A 25,198-nucleotide genomic window follows, 5' to 3' on the forward strand; every position below is an offset into this window, starting at 1 on the left:
AACGTTCAGCTCTCATGAGCGGCCTTGAAGGCCTGGCGGAACTGGTGCAACAAGGGTTCGGTGTAGCCGTTGGGTTGCTCCAGCCCCTCGAAGACCAGCGCGGTGGCGGCCTGATAGGCGAGCGAGCTGTCGAAGTGGCCTGCCATGGGGAGGTAGTCGGGATCGGCGGCGTTTTGCTGGTCCACCACCGCTGCCATGCGCTGGAAGGTCTGTTCGACCTGCTCATGGCTGACCACACCATGCAGCAGCCAGTTGGCGATATGCTGGCTCGAGATACGCAGAGTGGCCCGGTCTTCCATGAGGCCGACATCGTTGATGTCGGGCACCTTGGAGCAGCCCACCCCTTGGTCCACCCAGCGCACGACATAGCCCAGAATGCCCTGCGCATTGTTGTCGAGTTCGCGCTGGATGTCGGTGGCGCTCCAGGTGCTGGGGTCGCCCAGCGGGATGGTCAGCAGGCCAGCGAGCAGCTCATCGGCCACGTCGGCCAGGCGAGTCTTCTCCAGCGCTTGCTGCACCGCCTGGATGTCCACTTGGTGATAGTGAAGGGCGTGCAGCGTCGCCGCGGTCGGCGAGGGCACCCATGCCGTATTTGCACCTGCCTTGGGATGGGCGATTTTTTGTTCCAGCATGGCGGCCATCAGGTCCGGCATGGCCCACATGCCTTTGCCGATCTGAGCACGCCCGCGCAGCCCGCAATCCAGGCCTACCAGCACGTTGCTGCGTTCGTAGGCGGCGATCCAGGCGCTTGACTTCATGTCGCCCTTGCGCATCATCGGGCCGGCGTGCATGACGGAGTGCATTTCGTCCCCGGTGCGGTCCAGAAAGCCCGTATTGATGAAGGCGACCCGATCGGCGGCCGCGCCGATGCAGGCCTTCAGGTTGACGCTGGTGCGGCGCTCTTCGTCCATGATGCCCATCTTCAGCGTATGGCGTGGCATCTGCAGCAGATCTTCGACGCGGGCAAACAGCGTGTCGGCGAAAGCGACTTCCGCCGGACCATGCATCTTCGGCTTGACGATGTAAATGGAACCCTTGCGGGAGTTGCGTTTCTGTTCGAGGTCGATTTTGGCGGCCAGAGACGTGATGACGGCATCGAGGATCCCTTCAGGAATCTCTTGGCCATCACGATCCAGGATGGCCGGATTGGTCATCAAATGGCCTACGTTGCGTACAAAGAGCAGCGACCGGCCGGGCAGGGTGAATTCCGTGCCGTCAGCCGCGAGATACTCGCGGTCCGGATTCATGCGGCGTGTGAAAGTATGCCCATTCTTGCTGACGGTTTCGGTCAGATCGCCGCGCATCAGGCCCAGCCAATTGCGATAGATGTGCGTTTTGTCCTGCGCATCGACGGCGGCGACGGAGTCTTCGCAATCCATGATCGTGGTCAGGGCGGCTTCCATGAGCACGTCCTTGATGCCGGCCGCGTCGGTCGCGCCGATGGTGTGCTGGCGATCGATCTGGATCTCGAAGTGCAGGCCGTTGTTCTTCAGGAGGATGGCCGATGGCGCGCTCGGCTCGCCCCGATAGCCCTGGAGCTGGCTCGGGTTCCTGAGCGCGGTATCGCCCTGGGCCGTGGTGACGATCAACTGACCGCCGCGCAACAGATAGCCCGTGGCCGCACGGTGCGAACCGCGGGCCAGGGGCGCTGCGCTGTCGAGGAAGTCGCGGGCGCGTTCGATGACGGCCTGGCCGCGTTGGGGGTTGTAGGTCGAGCCTGCCGGGCCGACGCTGTTGGCAATGGCATCGGTGCCATAGAGGGCGTCGTACAGGCTGCCCCAGCGGGCGTTGGCCGCGTTCAGGGCATAGCGCGCATTGGACATGGGCACCACCAGCTGCGGGCCGGCCTGGCGGGCGATTTCGTCATCGACGTTTTCGGTACGCACTCGTACGGCAGCGGGGGTGTCCTGCAGATAGCCGGTTTGCTTCAGAAAGCTGCGGTAGGCGGCCGGGTCGCGCACCGGGCCGGCGTGACGGCGGTGCCATGTATCGAGTTCCGTTTGAAGACGGTCACGCTCGGCCAGCAGCTTGCGATTCTGGGGTGCGAGATCATGGATGAGAGCGGCAAAGCCCTCCCAGAAAGCCTTGCTGTCGACGCCGCTGCCCGGCAGGGCTTCGTTTTCGATGAACTGATAGAGGGAGGCCGCCACCTGCAGGCCAGCGATGCGTTCGGTCATGATGTCGCTCTGCATAGTCAAAAAGGGATAGCCAGATCATCGGCCCTGCAGCGTGCGCTGTCCATACGCGGCGCAGCTGGTCATACCAGTTTGTGCACTGCCGTATTGGTATAAAAAACGTTTTTATGGTTTTATTTCAGTTAGTTGAATGTTTATGGAGTCCGGGTGCGACAGTGGTCCGGAACTGGTCATACCAGTGATCAATCTACAGATGGACGAGGTCGGCAAACGGCAGCCCGTGGGCGAGGGCGTGGCGCATCGTATCGAGCAACTGATCGTCGACGGTGTGCTCAAGGCGGGTCAGCCGCTACCTTCGGAGCGGCGGCTGACCGCAAAACTCGGTGTATCCCGAAGCGCCTTGCGCGAAGGGCTGCAACTGCTGCGTGCCCGGAACATCATTCACACCGAGCAAGGACGCGGGTCTTTCGTGGCGCAGATTGCCAAGGTCGATGCCGGGCCGCTGGTGCATTTGTTTCATTCGCAGCCGCGCACGCTCTACGATCTTTTGGAGGTCCGAGCCTTGCTCGAGGGCGAGTCGGCGCGTCTGGCGGCCATTCGTGGCACCGAAGCGGATTTCATTCTGATCCGGCGGCGCTACGAGGCGATGGTGGCGGCGCACCTGACACCGACGGACAGCGCCACGCATGCGCATCTGGACCATGCCTTTCATCTGGCGATCTGCGAGGCGTCGCACAATGCGGTGCTGGTCCACACGTTGCAATCGTTGACCGACCTGATGCTGGGCTCGGTTTTTGCTTGTGTGAACAATCTCTATCACCGCGAGCCGCACAAGCAGCAGATCGATCGCCAGCACACGCGGCTGTTCGATGCAGTGATGGGACGTCAACCCGATCAGGCGCATAACGCTGCCACCGAACATGTCGACAGCGTGCGGCAAAGCCTCCACGAGATCGAGCAGGAGGGCGAGCGCCTGGTTCGGGCGACCTTGCGGCTGGAAGGCTGGGCCTGAAAGGCGCCCGACCATGGCCGGGATGAAATGCCGGCTCTAGATGGCCTACGCCCGCCAGGCGGGCTGCGTTAAGCAACTCACGAGGCGGGCGTCGACCTTGGGAAATCTGGGCGCCGGGGCGGGGGCTGAGCCGGCGCGGCTGATTAACCGTTCAGGGGCGGGTAGTCCAGGTTGCCGTAGGTCACCAGACCTTCAGCCTTGGCCTGAGCCAGATCCGAGCGCACTTGAGCGCGGCTGACGTGGCTGTCTACCGTGGCGGCAACCGGCGGATAGTCCAGGTTGGCCGTGGTCACCAGACCTTCACTCTGGGCTTGAGCCAGTTGGTCCTGAACCTGAGCCGAGGACAGCGAGCCATGTTGGACGATGGCAGCCGGATAGGCTTCTTCACCGAAGGTGTACTGACCATCAGTCTTGGCTTGAGCCAGTTCGGCCTGCACTTGAGCGCGGCTGGGTTCGACATCAGCAGCTTGGGCACCGGCCATCACAGCCATGGAAAGCATTACAGCAGTAGCGAGCGACTTCATGGTAATTCCTCCGTGTTAGTCAAGGATCGAAACCGGGGCGGGTGTTGCTGCCTCTGTTTGTTTCCCGATGACTTCATTGTCTGCCTGTTCGAACCTGGGATAAACCCTAGATATCAGAAAACATTATTCCATTTTCACTAGTAATCAATGTTTTGAAACACAAATGATCCCATCAATGGGGATATTACCGGCGCGTGACTGTGCTGCCTGTCAAGGCGGCAAGGGACAGACGCGAGAGGAGAGGTCGCCGGCGCGCGGCGGTGCAGGCTAGACGCGGCAGCCCGTGCGAGTGCCGTGTTTGCGTCGGCCGCCTGGCGGGCGGCCCGGGCCGCCGTTAGAGCAGGGTGCCGGCCAGCGCCGAGGCGATCAACAGTGCGCCCGTCCAGAGGTTGGCGCGAAACAGCATGAAATTGCGGTCCGGGCGCTGAAGGTCGAAGGTGACCAACTGCCAGGCCAGATGCAGGGCGACCGCAGCCATCCCTACAAAATATCCCCATCCCAGAGCCATGGCGTAACCGCCCCAGGTCCATAGCAGGGCACTGGCCACGTAAAAACCGCTGATCCAGACTTTGCCCTGCGCACCAAAGCGCATGGCGGTGGAATGCAGACCCAGCTTGAGGTCATCGCGTACGTCGACATAGGCATAGATGCTGTCATAGCCGATCTGCCAGAGCGCCGCACCCAGCCACATCGCCACTGCGGCCAGTGGCAGGTCGTTCTGAGTGTCCGTCCAGGCCATGAGCATGCCCCAGTTGAAACACACCCCCAGCACTGCCTGCGGCCAATATGTCACTCGCTTGCAGAAGGGATAAATGAAGACGAAGGGCAAGACACCCAGCGCCCACCAGCGGCTCAGGTCGTTGATGAAAAACAGCAGCGAGGCGCAGACCAGCAGTTGGCCCAGAAGAAACCATATGGCCTGTCGCATGGTGAGCTGGCCGCTGGTCAATGGCCGGAACCGCGTGCGCTCGACATGTTTGTCGATGTCACGGTCCCACATATCGTTGACCGTGCAACCGATGCCACGCATGAGCAGGGCGCCCAGCGAGAAGACAATGAGCCTTTTGAGGTCCGGCAGACCTCCGGCGGCTTGCACCAGCGTGGCGATGCAGGGCAGCAACGTCAACCAGGTGCCGATCGGGCGGTCAAGCCGGCAAAGCCGTGCATACGGCCGCCAGGAGCGGGGCAGCCAGCGCTCGACCCAGTCGTCAAAGACGATGTCGCTGAGGTCGGTCGGGCGGGTAGCTTGGGCGTTCACGGAGTGTACTGTCGATAAAAAAGAAGGGCGCGGCGGGATGTCCGCCGCGCCCGACTATACCGCATGCCTGAAGGCTCAGACGTATTTGTGCAGCAGCTTGCCAAGGATGGCAATGCCAGTGTTGATCTTGTCTTCGGGCACGGTGGCAAAGCTCAGACGCAGTGTATTGGCTTGTGGTTTGCCGGCGTAGAAGGGGGCGCCGGGCACGAAAGCCACGTTCTGTTCGACCGCTTCGGCCAGCAGGCGCGCGCTGTCGATATGCGCCGGCAGCGTCACCCACAGGAACATGCCGCCTTCCGGCACGGTCCAGCTCACGCCGTCTGGAAATTCGCGTTTGATGGCTTCCATCATGCAGCGGCCCTGCGTGCGGTAGATTTCGCGCACTTTGGGCAGATGCTCTTGCAGGAAGCCGTCCTTGACGATCTCGTAGATGGCCATCTGCGTCAGAGTCGGGGTATGCAGATCAGTGGCCTGTTTGGCCTGCACCAGTTTGTCGATGATGGCGCGCGGCGCCGCGATATATCCCAGGCGCAGGCCCGGCGCCAGTACCTTGGAGAAGGTGCCCAGCCGGATCACGGTGGCTCCTACGGCCGTCCCCAGGGCCAGCAGGCCGGGCTGAGGCTGACCGGCATAGCGCAGATCGCCGTACGGATCGTCTTCGATGATGGGCAGGCCCATGTCGGCGGCGCGCGCGACCAGTGCTTCGCGACGTGCGCGATCCAGCGTGCGGCCAGTGGGGTTCTGGAAATTGGGCAAGGCATACAGAAAGCGTGCGCCGGCAGCCAGTTCGGGTGTGATCGCCTCAGGGATCAGACCACCTTCGTCGGTCGGCACCGGGACATAACAGGGCTGATACAGGCTGAAGGATTGCAGCGCACCCAGGTAGCTGGGGTCTTCGACCAACACCTTGCTGTCTTTGTCGATGAGGACTTTGCCCAGCAGGTCCAGCGCCTGCTGCGAACCGGAGACGATCAGAATCTGGTCGGCGGTAACGTGGGCGCCGGCGCTGTTCAGATCCTGCGCCACCCATTGGCGCAAGGGGGCGTAGCCTTCGGTCGGACCATACTGCAGGGCCGCGCGACCGTTGGTGGCCAGCACCTTGTCGAACGCCGCACGGACCACTTCGACCGGAAAGCCGCCGGGAGCCGGCAGGCCGCCCGCAAACGAAATCACCTCGGGACGTTCAGTGACTTTGAGGATTTCGCGGATGGCGGAACTGGTCAGTTGCTGGGCGCGTTCCGAGAAGGAATACGCGGGTTCGAAGGGCTTGTCCATGGGGGGGCGGGCTTGTAGAAAGAATGGAGACGTGCTTGCACATTTATTGTTGCACAAGCCGGCGTGGCGCCCGGGCGGCAGCCTAAAATCACCGGGCACGATTTCTTCCGGTACAGTTAATTTTAATTACATATACGCGTCATGTTCCAGGCCGCCCCCCTCTCGACTGCTTCCAAACCCCAGTTCTACCGCGAGTTGGTCGCGCAGGCGCAGGCGCTGCTCGCCGGCGAATGCGACCGCATTGCCAACGCCGCCAACCTGGCCGCGCTGGCTTGGCAGGCCTTGCCGCAGATCAACTGGTGCGGGTTTTACTTTTTTGACGGTCAGGAGCTCGTACTCGGGCCTTTTCAGGGCAAACCCGCCTGCGTGCGCATTGCCTTGTCGCGCGGCGTCTGCGGCGCGGCGGCCAGCCAGCGCCAGACCCAGGTCGTACCCGATGTGCATGCCTTCCCCGGCCATATCGCGTGTGATGCCGCCTCGCGTTCAGAAATCGTCGTGCCCCTGGTGCTCGACGGGCAACTGTTAGGCGTCTGGGATGTGGACAGCCCCGTGCCGGGTCGCTTTGATGACGACGACAGGCAAGGCATGCAGGCGTTGTGTCAGGTCTATCTCGACAGCCTGGCGCGTTGACAGCCGGCGGGGCGCAGCGTAGATTTAGCCCCGCGAATTTCTTTTCTATTTTGTCCATGAACCAGGCCATTTCCCTCGTTTGCCCGCAGCGCGCGTCTTGCGTGTTGGCAGCGTTCGGCCTGAAATCCAAAAAACAGCCGCTCATCTGACCGGAGCATGCTGTTCCGTCAGATGGGCGACGGAACAGCGGCAGATCTGGCTGCGCATCCCCTGCGCAATCCCCCTTCCCCTCGACATCGCACTTCTGTACGGGCTCAAACCGAAGGAGTGATTTATGTCGTCCGTTGTTCAAACCGAAACCGCCACCGCCGTGGCTACCCCCGTTTCCTTCCATGGCGTCTGGCTGCCCTTGGTGACACCGTTTCACGAGGACGGCCCCGATTTGTTCGCGCTGCGGCGGTTGATGCGGCACTATCTCCAGACCGGCATCGACGGTGTGGTGGTCTGCGGCAGTACTGGCGAGGCCGCAGCCATGGACGAGTACGAGCAGTTGGCGGTGCTGGATACCGTGCTGGACGAGGCAGGGCCATTGCCCGTGGTCATGGGATTGGCGGGAAACCATCAGCGTGAGGTGCTGCGCCGGCAGGCGGTATTTACCTCGCGGCCGCTGGCCGGGCTGTTGACCCCGGCGCCGTATTACGTGCGTCCCGGCCAGGTGGGGCTGGCGGACTACTTTCGAGCGCTGGCCGATGCCAGCGCCGTGCCGCTCATTCTCTACGACATCCCGTACCGGACGGGCGCGCAGATCGAGACGAGCACGTTGCTGGCGCTGGCCGAGCACCCCAATATTCGCGCCATCAAGGATTGCGGCGGCTCATGTGCGCGCCGATCTCTTCGTGGCCATGTACCAGGCCATGCAGGCGCAGCAGGTGGGCGTGGCGCGTCAAATTTTCCATGCCCTGGCGCCGATGATCCGCATGGTCTTCGCGGAACCGAACCCGGCGCCACTGAAGGGGTTGCTGGCACGCCAGGGCTTGATGCATGAGACGCTGCGCGCGCCGATGGCGCCGGCCAGTCTGGCCCTGATCGTGCAATTGGAGGCAGCGGTGGACGAATTACAGCGGCGCTACCCCGGCAATTGAATGCGCATCATCCGACAGGCCCGGGCACGTGCCTGTCGGGAAGACGACACGGACAATGGCCCGTCCTATGCCAGTGGGGACGATACGGGTTGGCAGCGGCAGCCGGGTGTTCTACAACTGCCGCATAAAGACGCTTGCGTCGCATACCAATTCCCGGAGACAGACTGCTCATGAGTGCGCCCGCCGGTACCAATGACATGGTTTTTGATTACATCATCGTGGGTGCGGGCTCAGCCGGTTGCCTGCTGGCCAACCGGCTCTCGGCAGATCCCCGCGTCAACGTCCTTCTGCTCGAGGCGGGGGGGAAGGACAATTGGCACTGGATCCATATCCCGGTGGGCTATCTGTATTGCATCGGTAATCCGCGCACGGACTGGTGCTACCGCACGCAGGCCGATCCGGGTCTGGCCGGCCGCAGCCTGGGCTATCCTCGCGGCCGGGTGCTGGGCGGCAGCTCCGCCATCAACGGCATGATTTACATGCGTGGTCAGCGCGCTGACTACGACGGCTGGGCAGCCCTGGGGAATCCGGGCTGGAGCTGGGATGACGTGTTGCCTTACTTCAAATCTTGCGAAGATCATCATGCGGGCAGTAGCGAGTTCCATGGCGCGGGAGGGGAGTGGCGGGTCGAGCGCCAGCGCTTGTCCTGGGAATTGCTGGATGCGTTCCGGGACGCGGCTGCCCAGGCCGGCATCGCGCCCGTGCAGGATTTCAATCAGGGCGATAACGAGGGCTGCGATTATTTCGAGGTCAATCAGCGCCGCGGCGTGCGCTGGACGTCGGCCAAGGCGTTCTTGCGGCCTGCCCGCAAGCGCCCCAATCTGCGTGTCATGACGGGTGCGCGTGTCGAGCGTGTCGTGTTCGCACAAAAGCGCGCCGCGGGTGTGCAATTCGTGGATGAGGGTGGCCAGCGCCGTGTGGCGCAGGCGCGCGGCGAGGTGTTGCTGTCGGCCGGAGCCATCGGCTCGGCGCAACTGCTGCAGGTCTCGGGGGTAGGGCCCGCCGCGCTATTGCAACGCCTGGGCGTGCCGGTCGTGCACGATGCGCCCGAGGTCGGGGCTAATTTACAGGATCACCTGCAATTGCGCCTGATCTATCGGGTGTCCAACGCCAAGACACTCAATGCCATCGCCGGCAAGTGGTGGGGCAAAGCCATGATGGCCGCGCAATATGCATGGTCTCGCAGCGGCCCGCTGAGCATGGCGCCATCCCAGCTTGGCGCGTTCGCACGGTCAAGCGTCGCGCAAGCTCGCGCCAATGTGCAATACCATGTGCAACCCTTGTCGCTGGAGCGGTTTGGCGAGCCGCTGCATGCGTTTGCGGCGTTCACGGCCTCGGTCTGCAACCTGCGGCCCACCAGCCGTGGCAGTGTGCGTGTCGTGTCGGCCGACGCGCAGATCGCCCCGCAGATCCAGTGCAACTATCTCTCCACACCAGAAGACCGGCAGGTTGCGATCGACAGCATCCGACTGACCCGCCGCATCGTCGCACAGCCCGCGCTGGCAGGGTATCGTCCCGAGGAATACAAACCTGGCTTTCAGGCGCAAAGCGCCGCGGATCTGGCGCGCGCAGCCAGCGAAATCGGGACCACGATCTTCCATCCGGTAGGCACTTGCCGTATGGGCAGCGAGGCGGCGGCCGTCGTCGATGCACAACTGCGCGTCAGGGGGGTGACGGGCCTTCGGGTGATCGATGCCTCCATCATGCCGACCATCACCTCGGGCAACACCAACTCGCCGACCGTGATGATCGCGGAAAAGGGCGCGGACATGGTGCGTCGCGCCCGTGTCTGAGGCGCTGCTTGCAGGGCCCTGCGTTATATTGCGCAGCTTATTCAACAAGCGCCGGCTGCGGTTTGTGGTCGCCGGCCTGTTCGCAGAGTACGCATGATTCAGCCTATCGAAATCGTCGCCACCGTGCTGTTTGCCGTGGCTGTGCTGCATACTTTTTCCGTGCCGGTTTTTGCCCGGCTCGCGCATCGCGACGGCGCGCACGCCGGGCTGTGGCATCTGCTGTCGGAGGTCGAGGCGGTCTTCGGCGTCTGGGCGTTTGCGCTCATCGTGATCATGGCGGCCATGTAAGGCAGCCAGGCTGCCGTCCATTACATGGATACGCGCAACTTCACCGAGCCCTTGTTCGTCTTTGTGATCATGGTGGTCGCTTCCAGCCGGCCCATCCTGGATCTGGTCGGAATGGCGGTGCGTATGGTGGCGCGCTTGTTGCCGGTACGCCGCGAACTCGCGACGTTTTTCGTGCTCATGTCGATCGTGCCATTGGGCGGGTCCTTCATCACCGAGCCGGCGGCGATGACGCTTGCCGCGCTGCTTCTGCGGGACGGGTACTTCCGGGTCCATGGGCATGATGGCTTCAAGTACCTGGCCCTGGGTGTGTTGTTCGTCAATGTCTCCATCGGAGGCGTGTTGACCTCCTATGCCGCCCCACCGGTGCTGATGGTCGCCTCGACATTTGGCTGGGATACGGTTTTCATGGCCACGCATTTCGGCTGGCGCGCCGCGCTTGCCGTCTGCCTCAACGCGGCTGTGTTGACGGTCATCTGCCGCCAGGCCTTGCTGGCCAGCAGCCAAGGTTCCAGCGCCAGCTCCGTCAGTGGTGTCGACGGCATGCGCGCCCGCGTGCCGGCGCTGGTGATCGCCGTGCATCTGCTGTTTCTTATCGGTGTCGTGCTCACGGCGCATCATCCCGCCGTTTTCCTCGGGCTATTGATGATGTTCATCGGTTTTTCGGAAGCCTACAAACGGCACCAGAATCGTTTGCTCATCAAGGAGGGGCTGATGGTCGGTTTTTTTCTGGCCGGGCTGGTGGTTCTGGGCGGACTGCAGAAATGGTGGTTGCAGGATTTGCTGGGTGGGTTGTCGCCCACCGTCCTTTTCTGGGGTGCTACGGCGCTGACGGCCATCACGGACAACGCCCCGCTGACCTATCTGGGTTCCCTGGTCGAGGGTAGCAGTGCCGACTGGCGCTACATGCTGGTGGCCGGCGCAGTCACCGGCGGCGGACTGACGGTTATCGCGAATGCGCCCAACCCGGCCGGCTTTGCCCTGCTGAAGAATCACTTCCCCGACGGCAGCATCTCATCGGGAAAGCTGTTCCTCGCCGCCTTGGTTCCTACGCTGGTGGCCGCCGGAATGTTCCTGTTGCCGGTATAAAAAAGGGCCCGCATCACACGGGTTGGCATGAACCCGCACCGGGTCCGCTTTTAAAAACCGCTAAAATTCAACACGTTCCCGTATTTTTTGCGGCTGAGCCCGGATGGTTTCGCATCGTCGACGCGAAGCAGTCCGGGCCGGATTCATTCGCCAGTGAGGCTGGGAGTCCTCATTTCATGCCTATTTACGCTTATAAATGCAGCAGCTGTGGTTTCGCGAAAGACGTTCTGCAGAAGATATCCGACGCACCGCTGACCGATTGTCCTGAGTGCGGCAAGAGCAGCTTTACCAAGCAGGTAACCGCTGCAGGGTTTCAACTCAAGGGTTCGGGCTGGTATGTGACCGACTTCCGCAATAACAGCTCGGGCAACGCCCCTGCCGCGAAGGCCGCCCCCGCAGAAAGCGGCGCTGCGGCTGCCGATACGTCGAGCGCCAGCGCGCCGGCGAGCACGCCGGCGGCGGCGCCCACGACGCCTGGCGCGACGACCTGATCGTGTTCAAGAAGTACTTCATTGCCGGTCTGCTGATCTGGGTGCCCCTGGCCATTACGATCTGGGTCCTGGGCCTGCTGGTGACCACCCTCGAAGGCTTTGTCCCGGGATTTTTGTCCTCCGAATCGTTGTTCGGGCTCGATATCCCGGGTTTCCGCTTCGTGCTGGTGATCGCGGTGGTGCTGCTGACCGGCGTGCTGGCCGCCAATCTGTTGGGGCGCAGCCTGTTTGATCAGTGGGAGCGTATCCTTGGCAGGATTCCGCTGGTACGCTCGATCTACAACTCGGTCAAGCAAGTCAGCGACACCGTCCTGGCACCCAATGGCAGAGCTTTCCGCCAGGCGGTATTGATCCAGTATCCGCGCGCCGGCTCCTGGACCATCGCGTTTCTGACGGGCGCGCCCAGTGGCGAAGTCGCTTCTTATCTGCCGGGAGAGCATCTGAGCGTCTACGTGCCGACGACGCCCAACCCGACCTCGGGCTTTTTTCTCATGATGCCGCGCGACCAGGTCATCGATCTGGATCTGACCGTCGATGCAGCACTGAAGTACATCGTTTCCATGGGTGTCGTGGCGCCGCCGGACATCACCGGCATGCACCCCCACCCACCGGCAGAGGCGCCTCGCGCCGAGCCTTAACCTTTTTTGCGCTCACAAGCCTATCAACGGAGTTATCCCGCATGCGTACCTGCTATACCGGCCAGGTTTGCCGTGACCATCTCGGCCAGACTGTCACCCTGTACGGCTGGGTGAACCGCCGCCGCGACCACGGTGGGGTGATTTTTATCGATTTGCGCGATCGCGCCGGCCTGGCTCAGATCGTGTTCGATCCGGACAATGCCGACGCGTTTGGCACCGCTGAGCGTCTGCGCAACGAGTTCTGCGTGCGCGTGACCGGCCTGGTGCGTGAGCGTCCCGCAGGCACCACCAACGCCGAACTGGCCTCGGGCGAGATCGAGGTATTGTGCCGCGAGGTCGAGATCCTGAACGCGTCGGTGACGCCGCCCTTCCAACTCGATGACGACAACCTGTCGGAAACGACTCGTCTGACGCACCGTGTGCTGGACCTGCGCCGCCCGCAGATGCAGCGCAACCTGATGCTGCGCTATCGGGTCTCCATCGAAGTGCGCAAATTCCTGGATCAACTGGGCTTCATCGACATCGAAACGCCGATGCTGACCAAGAGCACGCCCGAAGGTGCCCGCGACTATCTCGTGCCTTCACGTGTGAACGCCGGTCATTTCTTTGCTCTGCCTCAGTCGCCGCAGCTGTTCAAGCAGATGCTGATGGTCTCGGGCTTTGACCGCTACTACCAGATCACCAAGTGCTTCCGCGACGAGGATCTGCGCGCTGACCGCCAGCCGGAGTTCACGCAGATCGATTGCGAAACCTCCTTCCTGACCGAGACCGAGATCCGTGCCATCTTCGAGAGCATGATCCGCCACGTCTTCAAGGTGGTGCAGGACGTCGATCTTCCCGAGTCCTTCCCCATGATGACCTGGACCGAGGCCATGGCGCGCTACGGTTCGGATAAGCCCGATCTGCGCGTGAACCTCGAGTTCACCGATGTGACCGACGTCATGCGTGACGTGGACTTCAAGGTCTTTGCCTCGGCGGCCACCACCGCAGGCAGCCGGGTGGTTGCTCTGCGCGTGCCGGGCGGCGCCGAGCTCTCGCGCAGCGAGATCGATGCCTACACCCAGTTCGTCGGCATTTACGGAGCCAAGGGCCTGGCCTATATCAAGGTCAACGAAGCGGGCAAGGGCCGAGAAGGATTGCAGTCGCCGATCGTCAAGAACCTGCACGACGCCGCGCTGGCCGAACTGGTCAAGCGCAGTGGCGCCCAGGATGGCGACATCATCTTCTTTGGTGCCGATCGTGCCAAGGTCGTCAACGATGCCATCGGCGCGCTGCGCGTGAAGATCGGCCACAGCGAGTTCGGCAAGAGGACAGGCTTGTTCACCGGGGGCTGGCGCCCGCTGTGGGTGGTGGATTTTCCGATGTTCGAGTACGACGAAGAAGAGGGCCGCTACACCGCAGCCCACCATCCGTTCACCAGCCCCAAGGACGGCCACGAGAACTTCCTCGAAACCGATCCGGGCAAGGCGTTCGCCAAGGCCTACGACATGGTGCTCAACGGTTGGGAAATCGGCGGCGGCTCCGTGCGTATCCACCGCGAAGAAGTGCAGAGCAAGGTCTTCCGCGCACTGAAGATCGGCGCCGAGGAGGCCCGGGAGAAGTTCGGCTTCCTGCTCGATGCGCTGCGGTACGGTGCGCCTCCGCACGGCGGTATCGCATTTGGCCTGGATCGTATCGTCACCATGATGACGGGCGCCGAGTCCATCCGCGACGTGATCGCCTTCCCGAAGACGCAACGCGCTCAGTGCTTGCTGACGCAAGCGCCTTCGTCGGTTGATGACAAGCAATTACGCGAGCTGCATATCCGCCTGCGCAATACCGAAGTGAAATGAAGTAAGCTCAGGGTGCGGCGCCGCGTGATGTGGCGCCGCGTCGGCCCGAGGCCTCAGGAGGGTCCGGGTCGTGCTTGCCGATACTCCTTTCAGATGATGAGGCGCCATACGGTTTATGTCGCTTATTCGCGTCGTCAGCTACAACATTCACAAGGGGCGTTCGTCCCTTGGGCGCCATGAGTCGTTAAACGACCTGCGCCTGGGCCTGTACGGCCTGCGTCCCGACCTGGTGTTTCTCCAGGAAGTTCAGGGTCGCAACGAAACATCCTCCATGCTTCACGCCCAGCATGAGTCACTGGGCGCTGCGCTGCATCTGAACGTCGCCTATGGGCGCAATGCCGTGCGCGATGCCACGGATCACGGCAATGCGTTGCTGTCGCGCTATCACATACTCGACCATTTCAACCAGGACATCTCCGATCACAAGCTGGAGCAGCGCGGGTTGTTGCATGCCCGTATCGACGTCGGCGGCACCGAGGTGCATTGCCTGGTCGTGCATTTGGGCTTGTTTGCCAGCAGCCGCCAGCGGCAGATCCAGGCGCTGATCGAACGCATACGTGCCGAAGTGCCCGATGGCGCCCCCCTGCTCATTGCCGGCGACTTCAACGATTGGGGCGACAAGCTGGCGCCGCAGTTCGTGCAGCAGCTGGGTTTGTACGAGGTGTTCTCGCATGCGCCGCGCAGCTCGGGCGGTGAACTGCCGCGCCTGAGGGATTCCATGCGCCGGCTCAGCGACGTCCTGCGCGGGGTGCCGGGAAACAGTGCGGTCATAGAGCGCAGCAATCAACTGGGTATGGGGGGCGCGTATTGCCCCTTGCCGCCGCCGCGCACATTTCCGGCGCTGTTCCCGTGGTTCCGCCTCGATCGCATTTATCAGCGCGGTTTTGCCGTGCGCAGTGCACGCGTTCTGCGCGGCCGTCAATGGGCGCGCCTTTCCGATCATGCGCCGCTGCTCACGGAGCTCGAGTTGCCGTGAGGACCGACACGGCCCGTCTGTCCTGGACGGACGGCAATGCCATAGACTTGCTGCAAAATGGCGCGGATTTTTTCCCGGCACTGTGTGCGGCCATCGACCAGGCCAGCGTGAGCGTGCACCTGGAGACCTATATCTTCATTCTGGACCGCACCGGCCGCCAGATACTGGATTGCCTGGAGCGGGCCGCACAGCGTGGGGTGAAGGTGCGGGTCGTGCTCGATGGCTTTGGCAGCGCCACCTCGGCACCCGAGGTGATGCAGCGCATCCACGACGCCGGTGGGCATTGCCGCGTGTTTCGACCCGAGCCGCGCTGGCTGGGCCGCTTGAAATTCTCGCGCAACCGCTTGCGCCGCCTGCACCGCAAGGTGACCGTCATCGACGCGGCCATCGCATTCGTGGGCGGCATCAACATCGTCGACGACTACGATGACCTCGACCCGGACGATGATATTCCCGGCCCGCGCTTTGACTTTGCGGTGCGAATCGAGGGGCCGCTGGTGCCGCAGATCATTTACGCTCAGGATCTGCTGTGGGTGAGATTGAGTTGGGCTCGACTGCGGCGTCATCCGTCGGATTGGCGCCGCCTGCGGTTACGACGGCCGCATCCGCAGCATGGCCGTGCCTGCGGCAGCCTGCGCGCTGCGCTGGTGTTGCGCGATAATTTGCGCTTTCGGCAGACCTTCGAGCGTGCCTATCTCAACGGCATCGAGCATGCCCGGCACGAGGTCCTGATCGCCAATGCGTACTTTTTCCCGGGTCGGCAATTCCGGCGTACGCTGGCCCAGGCTGCTGGCCGTGGCGTGCGGGTGCGGTTGCTGCTGCAGGGCAGGCCGGAGTACTACCTGCAGTATTTCGCCAGCCGTTCTCTTTATGATCAGTTGCTGCGCGACGGCATCGAGATCTATGAGTACATGCCAGCCTATCTGCACGCCAAGGTGGCGGTGATAGATGACATTGCCACGGTAGGTTCCTCCAATCTGGATCCGTTCAGCCTGCTATTGGCGCGCGAGGCCAACGTTGTGGTGGACGACCCGGCGTTTGCGCACGACCTGCAGCAACGGTTGGAGCGGGCCATTGCCGATGGCGGCCAGCTCATACGGCCCTTGGACTACCGGCGTCGCAGTTGGATGTGGCGGGTGGTCGATGTCCTGGCCTACACCGCACTGCGCGTAGGCGTGGCCCTGACGGGCCGAGCCGACAAGTTCTGAGCGCCTCAGCGCTTGCGCGGCGCAACCAATCCCAACGCAAGTGCGGTGCCAGCCAGAATGATCGCCGCGCCGGTCAGCATGCTTGGCGTGAGCGCTTCGCCCAATAGCGTGACCCCCCAGAACACACCAAACACCGGCACGAGGAACGTGACGCTGACCGCGGCCGTCGGGCCCAGTACCAGGATCAGGCGAAAGAAGACGACATACGCCGCCCCGGTGCACAGGACAGCGAGCAAGACCGTGGCGATCCAGGCTTGCGAGGAGACGGCTTGTTCGGGCCAATGGGCGATGGCCAGGGGCAACAGTACCAGCGATGCACTGAGCATGCTGCCGGTGGCGTTGGCCAACGCGTCCACGCCGCTCAGAAAGCGTTTGGTCCAGTTGGCAGCGACGCCGTAGAAAAGCGGTGCGGCAAGGGCGGCGAGAACCGCGGGGCCGCTGCCGCCCTCCTGGAACTGCAGCTTGTCCCATACCAGCACGAGATTGCCCACAAAGCCTATTGCCAGCCCCAGGATGCGCATGGCGGGAAGCCGGTCGCGCAGCCAGAGCCAACCGATCACCGCGCCCCAGACTGGCGTGACGGCGTTGGCAACCGACAGAAAGCCTGCGCCTAGCGAGATCGAGGCATAGGCATAGAGCAGAAAGGGCAGGGCGGCGTTGAACAGCCCAACCCCAAAGATGGCTTTCCAGTGCCGCGCCATAATGCCCAGGCGGCCGCGCAGGATGGCCAGAGGCAGCAGCACCAGCGCGCCCAACCCCACGCGCAGTTCGATGAGCGGCGCGGGCCCGAATTCCGGCACCGCAACGCGCATGAACAGGAAAGATCCGCCCCAAACGGCGGCCAGTGCAATCAGTTCTAAGAGTTCTCGGCGTTGCATGGCGGGGGAATCAGGACCGGCGGGTGATGACGTTCTTCATCTTGATGCGATGAGCGATGACGGCGGTAACCAAGGACAGGGCCAGGCACAGCGTCAGGCCGATGCGCACACCGATGAGGACCGAGGTATGAGAGATCGCGATGCCGACCAGCGCGGTGCCGGCGGCGCTGCCCACGGCCCGCGTGGTTTGCACCAGGGCCGAAGCCACACCCACATCGCGGCGGTCGCTCAACATTTGCATGAATAGGGTTAGATTGGGCAGCAGAAACCCGAGCGCGGTTCCGTTGACGGCAAAGGCCGCGACTATCCACCAGGTGGCGGTGCCTTCGCCCGTAGCCAATACCATGGCCGATCCGGCTGCAAGCAACAGGCCGCCGAAGACCATCAGCCGTTGCGGCTCGGCCTGCTTGGGAAAGAGGCGGCCGTTGATGATGCTTCCCAGCGAAATGGCGGCCACCAGCGGCGTGAGCAGCAGGCCGGCCTCACTGGGGCTGTAATGCAGCACCTGCTGCAGCAGCAGCGGGCTGTAGAACACCAGGATGAACATGGTTGCGCCCACCGCGACGGCGGCCATGTTGAGCAGGCGCGGCTCGGCGCCAGCCAGAATGCGCAAAGGAAAGATAGGTGAGACCACGCGCCTTTCGTGAGGAATGAGGCAGCAACCGGCCGCCAGCGCGGCCAGTGCCAGGCCCGCGGCCAGCTTGGGCCGGGCACTGTCGCCGGGGGCGAATGCCAATTCCATGGCTGCCAGGGGTGCGGCCACCAACACGATGAGCAAAAATGCGCCGAGCCAATCGATGCGGCCGGCCTTGGCGTGCGCGGGGGCGATACGTGGGAAGTAGCGTGCCAGCAAAAACAGCGCCGCGACGGCCGCAATAGGGGCGATGAAAAAGGCCGCGCGCCAGCCCAGCGCCTGAGTGGCCGCGCCGCCCAGCACCGGCCCGATGCCGCTGGCCATGGCGAACGCCGCCGATACCAGCGCCATCCAGCGGACCCGTTCGCGAGCATCGGGAAAGAGGTCGGCAGGCGCCGCAAAGGCCGTGGCAATCATCATTCCGCCGCCAACCCCCTGTAAGGTTCGAAAGGCGATCAACTGCCCCATACTCTGGGACAGGCCGCAGGCAATCGAGCCCAGTGCCACCAACGACACGGAGACCAGCATCAGGGGTTTGCGCCCGAACATATCACCGAGGCGACCAAAGATGAGGATGGAGGCCGCGGTGGCCAGCAGGTAGCCCGTGCCCACCCAGGCGTACAACGCCATGCCGTTGAGTGCTTCGGCGACCCGCGGCAGGGTGGTGCTGACGATGGTTGAGTCGAACGCCACCAGCACGACTGTGGCGGACACGCCGGCCATGGCCATCAGGAGGTCGCGCCGGGAATGCGGGGAAGTTTCTGAGTCAGAGGAAGGAGCAGTCATGCCGGCAAGAATATCACCGGCAAGCGTCTGCTATTTGAACAGCGTGTGATACCCCACCAGCATCACGACTACCGCCAGCGCCATGACCCAGGACCAGCGTGAGGAGGACAGGCCGCGGGGTTCTGCAGCGGGCGGCGGCGGGGGCGGGGCCTGGCGAGGCACGCTGGCCAGGTGATCGCCGAACGCCGTGAAGAACCGATCGATGATCTTGCCTGCGGCCTTCAGGATTGCAGGCTCACCCAAGGCGGCCAGCTTGCCGCCGGCTGTGGCCGTCACGACATAGGAAATACGGGTGCCATTGTCCTTGGGGCTCAAGCGCACGTCTGCCGTGCCGATGGCAAGTCCGGCCGCCGCGCCCTTGCCATCGAAGGCCAGCGAGCAACATTGCGCGGCCTCGGCATCCGACACCAGGACCTCACCCGCGTACTCGGCATCCAGGCCGCCGACCTTGGCACGCACGGTAATGGCGTACTCGGTGTCAGTAACGCGGCGGACATGGATGCATCCCGGCAGGCAACGCTGCAGCACGCCCGGGTCAAAGAGGGCAGCCCAGGTTTGGTGCGGCGTTGAAGGAACCCATTGTGCATCGGTGATGCGCATGGCTGTCTCCTTGCTGTGTGGCGATCCCAGCATCCGGGCCCGGCTTCTACGGCCAGGTCGTTTGACCTATTGTGCTACCAATCACCGCCAAACGCCATGCCCCGGTTTTACTCGGTGCCCTTGTGGTGGAGCCGCGGATCGGACAGTACGGCGAACAGCGCCACAAGAACCGCGTAGAAGCCGATGGTGCGCATACCTCGGAACATGAGTTCGGTCAGGCCAAAGAGCGCAAAGCCCAGGCAGACAGCCACCCCCATGGCCGCTGCCGCGCGCACGGCCTGAGGCAGAGTCCGCTGCAGGCGACGCACAAACAGCAGGGCAGGCATGCCGTAGAGCAGGACGAGCGCGATACCGCCCGGAATGCCATAGAGCGCCAGGGATTCCAGCAAGTCGTTGTGGGGCTCGCCGAAATGCTCGGCGACGTGCGGCGAGATGGTGTTCCGCGCGGCCAGCTCTTGCAGGCGGGGAGCAAAGCCCGTCGGCCCACTTCCCTTGATGGGATCGTCGAGCATCATGGCCCAGGCGGCGCGCCAGAGCTGCAAACGAATGCAGACCGATGTGTTGCTGTTGGGCGCGGTCTGGCATTCGCGATACTGAGCCACACCCTGATCGACCCGGCCACGCAGAGCGGGGCTTGTCGAGCCCAGCGCCACCAGCGCGGCCAGGATGCCGATGGCTGTCGCCACCAGGCGCGCCGGATGGCGAATGCGTGCGTAGACGGCCAGCGCCAGAAGGATGAACACCGGCAACGCCACCCAGCCGCTGCGCGTCTGCGTGAGGATAAAACTGAGAAAAGTCACCACCAGCGTCAGTAGTTTGACGGTGTTCTCCCATCGGGCATGGCGTGTCAGGCGCCAGCTCAGTGAGAACAAGGACAGCACCGCGAGCAGCAGCAAGAGGTTGCCATACCCGACCGCGTTGTACTGGTCGGTCAACGGACGTTTGGTCAGATCGCTTCCTACCAGGCTGAGCAGCGTGATGGTGCCGGCCCATCCGGCTGCCAGTACGCCCCAAAGCGTCTGCTTCAGGCGTTCGGGACCGATAGCCTGCATGGCAGCGAGCAGCAAAGGCACGCCGACGGCCAGGCGCAGACCACGTTCAACAGCGGAGCTGCTCCAGCCCGCATGCAGGGCACTGTTTAGCAGCGCCACGGCCAGTGGAGCGCAGGCCGCGAGCATGAGGCTGCGATAGCCGCGCAGCGCGATGGGCTGCGCGGCGGTGGCACATATCGGTAGACAGAGAAGAAGGGAAAGATAGAACGCCGCACTGCCGCCACCGGAGGTGGTCAGCAACAGCGTGGGGATAGCGGTGATGGTTGCGATCAGCAGCCAGCAAGAAAAACGGTTAAACATCGATGTGGTGCGTGCCCGCGCATTGGGCCAGCCGGAAAAAAGGTCAGCTGCATTTGCAGCGGGGCCGGATTATAGGGAATCGTGCCTGCAATGCTCATTAACCGGTTAGCGCGTCCGTCCGAATGCGAATCGGAGGCCCCAGCAGGGGGCGCACGAGGCTCTGGCTACAATGATCGTCTGCGGCCGGTCCGGTCGCGGTCTTGCCGTACACGCCTTTATGAAAATCCTGATTACCGGCGGCGCCGGTTTCATCGGTTCGGCGCTGATTCGCCACATCGTCCGTGACACGCAGGACAGCGTGGTCAATGTCGACAAGCTCAGCTATGCCGGCAACCTTGCCTCCTTGCAGGAATGCGCCTCGCACCCCCGCCACAGCTTCGAGCGTGTGGATATCTGCGACGGGGCGGCCCTGCAGGCGGTCTTCGAGCGTCATCGTCCCGATGCCGTCATGCATCTGGCGGCGGAGTCGCACGTGGATCGATCCATCGATGGTCCGGGGCAGTTCATACAGACCAATCTGGTGGGCAGTTATGTCCTGCTGGAAGCCGCCCGGACGTATTGGGCGGGCCTGCCGCAACCTGCCAGGGAGAATTTCCGTTTTCTGCAGGTATCGACCGATGAGGTCTACGGCGATCTGGGCCTGCGGGCGGGGCGTTTTATCGAAACCAGTCCGTACGCGCCGAGCTCTCCGTACGCGGCCAGCAAGGCCGGCGCCGACCACTTGGCCCGCGCCTGGCATCGCACGTATGGTCTTCCGGTCGTGGTGACCAACGCGTCGAACAATTACGGCCCGTGCCAGTTTCCCGAAAAGCTGATTCCGCTGATGCTGGTGTCGGCGTTGCGAGGGTGGCCGCTGACCATCTACGGGGCAGGGGATCAAGTGCGCGACTGGATCTACGTGGAAGACCATGCCCGGGCGCTATGCGCGGCGCTGCGTCTTGGTCGGCCCGGGCAAACCTATAACATCGGTGGCTCCTGTGAGTTGCGCAATCTGGAGGTCGTGCAGCAGTTGTGCGATCTGCTGCAGGTGCTGCGACCGCCGAAGATGGGGCATTACCGGGATCTCATCGCGCACGTGGCTGACCGGCCCGGACATGACCGGCGTTACGCGCTCGACAGTGGCAAGGCCGCCGCTGAGCTGGGCTGGACGCCGCGTGAAGACTTCGGCAGTGGCCTGGCCAAGACGGTGGCCTGGTATCTCGACAATCCCGAGTGGATCGCGGATGTGGAAAGCGGCGCTTATCCGGCGCGCTGGACAGGCGCGAACGCTTCATGAAACTCCTTCTTCTGGGTAAGGATGGTCAATTGGGCCGGGCGCTGCGGCGCGCGCTGGCACCGCTGGGCGAGGTGTTGGCGGTGGGGCGCGATTCGGGACTGGATCTCGCGGATCTCGATGGCTTGCGGCGGCTTGTGCGCGCAGCCGGACCTGATGTCGTCGTCAATGCGGCGGCGTTCACCGACGTGGATCGGGTCCAGGCCGAGCCCGAACTGGCGCTGCGCATCAATGCCGAGGCTCCCGACCTGCTGGCGCGCCATATGCGCGCCAGCAGGGGCTGGCTGGTGCATTACTCCAGCGAGTACGTGTATGACGGCTCGGGACAGCACTGGCGAGATGAAACGAGCCCGGCTGCACCGCTGAATTGCTATGGCCAGAGCAAACTGGCCGGTGACGAGGCCGTGCGCCAAAGCGGCGTGCATCATCTGTTGCTGCGCACCTCCTGGGTATATGGCCTGCACGGCGCAAATTTCCCGCGTAGCGTGTTGCAGATGGCGGCCCGTCAACCGCAGATGCGTATCGTTGATGATCAGATCGGTGCGCCCACCAGTGCGGACCTGATCGCCGACGTCACGGCGCAGGCCTTGCGTCAGGCGCGCTTGCAACCCGCCGTCAGCGGTCTGTATCACCTGGCCGCTGCCGGTGCAGTGTCCCGGCATGCCTATGCGCAATACCTGGTTGAACAGGCACGTCGTCTCGGCTGGTCGCTGGGGGTGCAGACCCTGCACGCCATCTCCAGCGCCGATTATCCTCAGCCGGCTCTGCGGCCCTTGAACTCACGTCTGGATTGTGCGCGGCTGCAAGCCGTGTTTGGGCTGCGCCTGCCAGACTGGCGCGAAGGCGTGGACAGGCTGTTGGCGGATTGGTGGGCCTGCCCCTGGAGGCGCGACGCATGATCAAAAAAGGTATCGTCCTGGCCGGCGGCACCGGCAGCCGCCTGTACCCGGCCACCTTGGGCCTGTCCAAGCAGTTGCTGCCGGTGTATGACAAACCCATGATTTATTACCCGCTGTCGGTGTTGATGCTGGCGGGCATACGCGAGATTCTGCTCATCACGACCGAGTCCGACCTGCCCGCCTTCCAACGGCTGCTGGGCGACGGTGCGGCGTTCGGGTTGAATCTGAGCTATGCCACCCAGGCCGCGCCGCAGGGGCTGGCTCAGGCCTTTCTGATTGGTCAGCACTTCATCGGCCAGGACCCGGTTTGCCTCATTCTGGGCGACAATATTTTCTACGGGCACCATTTCATCCCGGTGTTGCAGGCTGCCGCCGCGCGCACACACGGCGCCACGGTATTCGGCTATCAGGTCCGCGATCCTCAACGCTATGGCGTGGTGGCTTTCGATGCGCAGCAACGCGCCATCAGCATCGAAGAAAAGCCGCTGCGGCCGCGCTCGAACCATACCGTCACAGGCTTGTATTTCTATGACAACGACGTCATCGACCTGGCACGCGGTCTGAAACCTTCGGCGCGCGGCGAACTGGAGATTACCGATATCAATCGGCTTTATCTGGTTCGCGGGGACCTGAGGGTAGAGCTTCTAGGCCGCGGGTTCGCGTGGCTGGACACCGGCACGCATGAGGCCTTGATGGAGGCTGGCCATTTCGTCAACACCATCGAGCAACGCCAGGGTCTGAAGATCGCCTGCCTGGAAGAGATCGCCTATCACGCCGGCTGGATCGACGCCGAACAACTGACGCGTCAGGCGCGTCGCATGGGCGATAACGGTTATGGGCAGTATCTGCTGCGCGTGTTGCAGGAGTCACGTTCATGAATATTCGTCCCACCGCCTTGGCAGGCGTGTTATTGATCGAGCCGCACATGCTGGCCGATGACCGCGGCTGGTTTGCCGAGCGGTTCCGGCAGGACAGGTTCGAGGCGGCGCTCAACGCCACCGGCCAGGCTCTGCCTGGTGCCTTCGTGCAGGAGAATCATTCCCGTTCGGGGCGCGGTGTCTTGCGTGGCTTGCACTACCAGTTGGCGCCGCAAGCGCAGGGCAAGTTGGTCAGCGTAGTGGCTGGAGAAGTGTTCGACGTGGCCGTCGATGTGCGTCCCGGTTCGGCCAGTTTCGGTCAATGGATCGGAGTGACGCTGTCAGCGGCTGATGGCCGCAGCCTGTGGATCCCAGCCGGTTTCGCGCATGGCTTTCTGTCATTGGCCGAAGGCAGCGAAGTGCTCTATAAGGTCACGGCCTACTACTCGGCCAGCCACGAGCGCGCCTTGCGCTGGGACGACCCCGCCATTGGTATACGCTGGCCCGCCGCGCCCGCCTTGATGTCGGCGCGCGACGCGCAGGCCCCTGGGCTGCACGAGGCCGGCAGGGATGGCCAACTGCCTGTCTGAGCAGCGCCTTCGCTAATTGATGTAAATTCCGAGGGTTTACAAGATCCAGCGCCCGCCTCCCGGGTGCGCCCAGCGTTGATGCCTACCCGCATATTGATCGTTCGCACGTCGTCTTTGGGCGATCTGGTGCACATGCTGCCCGCAATTTCTGATATTGCCCGCCATGTGCCCGATGCCCAGATAGATTGGATCGCGGAAGAAGCATTTGCCGAAATCCCTGGCTGGCATCCGGCCGTCCGCCATGTCATCAAGGTGGCTCACAGGCGCTGGCGCAAGGCCTGGTGGTCAGAGCAGGTGCGTGCCGAGCGCAAGGCTCTGGCCGAGCGTCTGCGCAGCGAACCCTATGACATCGTGCTCGACATGCAGGCCTTGCTGAAATCGGCCTGGCTGGTGCGCCAGACCCGCGGGGTGCGTCATGGCCTGGATTGGCGCTCGGCACGCGAGCCGCTGGCCTCGCTGTTTTATAACGTGCGGCATCGGGTTGAGTTCTGGCAACCGGCCGTGATCCGGCAACGCAAGCTGGCGGCGCAGACCTTTGGCTACACCTATGGCGGCGCGCCGGATTTTGGCCTGCAGGGGTTTTTCTCGCAGCCGGCCAGCCCGCCTGCACCCGAAGCGGGCCGCCGCCTGCACCATGTGGACAATGATCGCGGTTATGCGGTGATCATGCCTTCGGCAAGCCGTGAGGACAAGCTCTGGCCCGAGGACGATTGGCGCGCGGTTTTCCGCCGTCTGCAGGAGGCGGGGTGCACGTTGCGCCTTCTGGCCGGCAACGACCAGGAAGCCCAACGTGCCCGCCTTCTGGTGGCCGGCATGGAAGGGGTGGAAGTGCTGCCGCGCATGGATCTGACGTCGGTGGCCCGGGTGTTGGCCGGCTCACGTCTGATGGTGGGGCTGGACAGCGGCCTGACCCATTTGTCCGCGGCGCTGGGCCGTCCGACCATTGGTATTTATCGTGCCTCCACCCCGGTTCGCACGCCGCTGGTGGGGTCCAACTACACCGCCAGTCTTGGTGATCGCGGCGCCGCTCCCTCTCGTGAGGCCGTCATGGCCGCGGTCGAGCAGGCGTTGGCGGCGCGCTGAGAAGGGGCGGGCGTGCGT

The 25,198-nt window shown here is 63.4% G+C and carries 21 protein-coding genes and 2 pseudogenes; 15 read left to right on the forward strand and 8 right to left on the reverse strand.

Annotated elements, in window-relative coordinates; translation table 11 throughout:
• Positions 1–5: 5 nt before the first annotated feature.
• Complete coding sequence (locus LK440_RS16955; protein ID WP_005017084.1) at positions 6–2,177, reverse strand: malate synthase G; 2,172 nt, start codon at positions 2,175–2,177, stop codon at positions 6–8.
• Positions 2,178–2,388: 211 nt separating this feature from the next.
• Between LK440_RS16955 and glcC the strand changes: the two genes are divergently transcribed.
• Complete coding sequence (glcC, locus tag LK440_RS16960; RefSeq protein ID WP_032826921.1) at positions 2,389–3,147, forward strand: transcriptional regulator GlcC; 759 nt, start codon at positions 2,389–2,391, stop codon at positions 3,145–3,147.
• Positions 3,148–3,290: 143 nt separating this feature from the next.
• Here glcC and LK440_RS16965 read toward each other — a convergent pair whose 3' ends face one another.
• The 3 genes from LK440_RS16965 to LK440_RS16975 form a co-directional block, all read right to left on the reverse strand.
• A complete protein-coding gene (locus LK440_RS16965; RefSeq protein ID WP_025341271.1) occupies positions 3,291–3,671 on the reverse strand; it encodes a DUF4148 domain-containing protein in 381 nt (126 codons plus the stop codon).
• 334 nt (positions 3,672–4,005) lie between these two features.
• Positions 4,006–4,929 (reverse strand): 4-hydroxybenzoate octaprenyltransferase, encoded by a 924-nt coding sequence (gene ubiA / locus LK440_RS16970; protein WP_005017078.1) that lies wholly within the window; start codon positions 4,927–4,929, stop codon positions 4,006–4,008.
• A 75-nt stretch (positions 4,930–5,004) separates the two neighbouring features.
• Entirely contained in the window at positions 5,005–6,204 is a 1,200-nt protein-coding gene (locus LK440_RS16975; protein ID WP_005017076.1) for an aminotransferase-like domain-containing protein, read from the reverse strand.
• Between the two features lie 141 nt (positions 6,205–6,345).
• Between LK440_RS16975 and LK440_RS16980 the strand changes: the two genes are divergently transcribed.
• The 9 genes and pseudogenes from LK440_RS16980 to clsB all read left to right on the forward strand — a co-directional run bounded on the left by LK440_RS16980 (position 6,346) and on the right by clsB (position 16,228).
• Complete coding sequence (locus LK440_RS16980; RefSeq protein WP_005017074.1) at positions 6,346–6,834, forward strand: GAF domain-containing protein; 489 nt, start codon at positions 6,346–6,348, stop codon at positions 6,832–6,834.
• 274 nt (positions 6,835–7,108) lie between these two features.
• Positions 7,109–7,916, forward strand: a pseudogene (locus LK440_RS16985) (dihydrodipicolinate synthase family protein).
• Between the two features lie 170 nt (positions 7,917–8,086).
• A complete protein-coding gene (locus tag LK440_RS16990) occupies positions 8,087–9,709 on the forward strand; it encodes a GMC family oxidoreductase (RefSeq protein ID WP_005017068.1) in 1,623 nt (540 codons plus the stop codon).
• 93 nt (positions 9,710–9,802) lie between these two features.
• Positions 9,803–11,083 (forward strand): annotated as a pseudogene (locus LK440_RS16995) (putative Na+/H+ antiporter).
• A gap of 176 nt (positions 11,084–11,259) precedes the next feature.
• On the forward strand, positions 11,260–11,574 hold the full coding sequence (locus tag LK440_RS17000; RefSeq protein ID WP_005017066.1) for an FmdB family zinc ribbon protein: 315 nt from the start codon (positions 11,260–11,262) through the stop codon (positions 11,572–11,574).
• A 2-nt stretch (positions 11,575–11,576) separates the two neighbouring features.
• A complete protein-coding gene (locus LK440_RS17005; RefSeq protein WP_005017064.1) occupies positions 11,577–12,212 on the forward strand; it encodes a DUF502 domain-containing protein in 636 nt (211 codons plus the stop codon).
• 41 nt (positions 12,213–12,253) lie between these two features.
• A complete protein-coding gene (aspS, locus tag LK440_RS17010; RefSeq protein WP_005017062.1) occupies positions 12,254–14,044 on the forward strand; it encodes an aspartate--tRNA ligase in 1,791 nt (596 codons plus the stop codon).
• A 115-nt stretch (positions 14,045–14,159) separates the two neighbouring features.
• Positions 14,160–15,020: an endonuclease/exonuclease/phosphatase family protein gene (locus LK440_RS17015; RefSeq protein WP_005017059.1), complete on the forward strand. Its 861-nt coding sequence runs from the start codon at positions 14,160–14,162 to the stop codon at positions 15,018–15,020.
• Positions 15,017–16,228, forward strand: coding sequence for a cardiolipin synthase ClsB (gene clsB / locus LK440_RS17020; protein WP_005017054.1), 1,212 nt, complete (start codon positions 15,017–15,019; stop codon positions 16,226–16,228). The genes LK440_RS17015 and clsB overlap by 4 nt, the downstream gene beginning before the upstream one ends.
• A 5-nt stretch (positions 16,229–16,233) precedes the next feature.
• Here the strand turns inward: clsB and LK440_RS17025 are convergent, their stop codons facing one another.
• From LK440_RS17025 to LK440_RS17040, 4 genes are all read right to left on the reverse strand, one after another.
• On the reverse strand, positions 16,234–17,106 hold the full coding sequence (locus LK440_RS17025) for a DMT family transporter (RefSeq protein ID WP_005017051.1): 873 nt from the start codon (positions 17,104–17,106) through the stop codon (positions 16,234–16,236).
• Positions 17,107–17,116: 10 nt separating this feature from the next.
• Positions 17,117–18,469, reverse strand: a complete 1,353-nt coding sequence (locus LK440_RS17030; protein WP_005017050.1) for an MFS transporter — start codon at positions 18,467–18,469, stop codon at positions 17,117–17,119.
• Positions 18,470–18,556: 87 nt separating this feature from the next.
• A complete protein-coding gene (locus LK440_RS17035; RefSeq protein WP_025341269.1) occupies positions 18,557–19,126 on the reverse strand; it encodes an SRPBCC family protein in 570 nt (189 codons plus the stop codon).
• A gap of 107 nt (positions 19,127–19,233) precedes the next feature.
• Positions 19,234–20,478: an O-antigen ligase family protein gene (locus tag LK440_RS17040; RefSeq protein ID WP_005017044.1), complete on the reverse strand. Its 1,245-nt coding sequence runs from the start codon at positions 20,476–20,478 to the stop codon at positions 19,234–19,236.
• 217 nt (positions 20,479–20,695) lie between these two features.
• On the opposite strand from LK440_RS17040, the gene rfbB reads away from it, so the two are divergent.
• The 5 genes from rfbB to waaC all read left to right on the forward strand — a co-directional run bounded on the left by rfbB (position 20,696) and on the right by waaC (position 25,180).
• Positions 20,696–21,754, forward strand: a complete 1,059-nt coding sequence (rfbB, locus tag LK440_RS17045) for a dTDP-glucose 4,6-dehydratase (RefSeq protein ID WP_025341268.1) — start codon at positions 20,696–20,698, stop codon at positions 21,752–21,754.
• Positions 21,751–22,650, forward strand: a complete 900-nt coding sequence (gene rfbD / locus LK440_RS17050) for a dTDP-4-dehydrorhamnose reductase (protein ID WP_005017039.1) — start codon at positions 21,751–21,753, stop codon at positions 22,648–22,650. The genes rfbB and rfbD overlap by 4 nt, the downstream gene beginning before the upstream one ends.
• Positions 22,647–23,528: a glucose-1-phosphate thymidylyltransferase RfbA gene (gene rfbA, locus LK440_RS17055; RefSeq protein WP_005017035.1), complete on the forward strand. Its 882-nt coding sequence runs from the start codon at positions 22,647–22,649 to the stop codon at positions 23,526–23,528. The genes rfbD and rfbA overlap by 4 nt, the downstream gene beginning before the upstream one ends.
• Positions 23,525–24,097, forward strand: coding sequence for a dTDP-4-dehydrorhamnose 3,5-epimerase (rfbC, locus tag LK440_RS17060; protein WP_005017033.1), 573 nt, complete (start codon positions 23,525–23,527; stop codon positions 24,095–24,097). Before rfbA ends, rfbC begins: the two co-directional genes overlap by 4 nt.
• Positions 24,098–24,175: 78 nt before the next feature.
• Positions 24,176–25,180, forward strand: a complete 1,005-nt coding sequence (gene waaC / locus LK440_RS17065; RefSeq protein WP_005017030.1) for a lipopolysaccharide heptosyltransferase I — start codon at positions 24,176–24,178, stop codon at positions 25,178–25,180.
• The last annotated feature ends 18 nt before the right edge of the window (positions 25,181–25,198 follow it).

Source organism: Bordetella holmesii (assembly GCF_020735985.1).
In the GTDB taxonomy this organism is placed as follows: domain Bacteria; phylum Pseudomonadota; class Gammaproteobacteria; order Burkholderiales; family Burkholderiaceae_B; genus Bordetella; species Bordetella holmesii.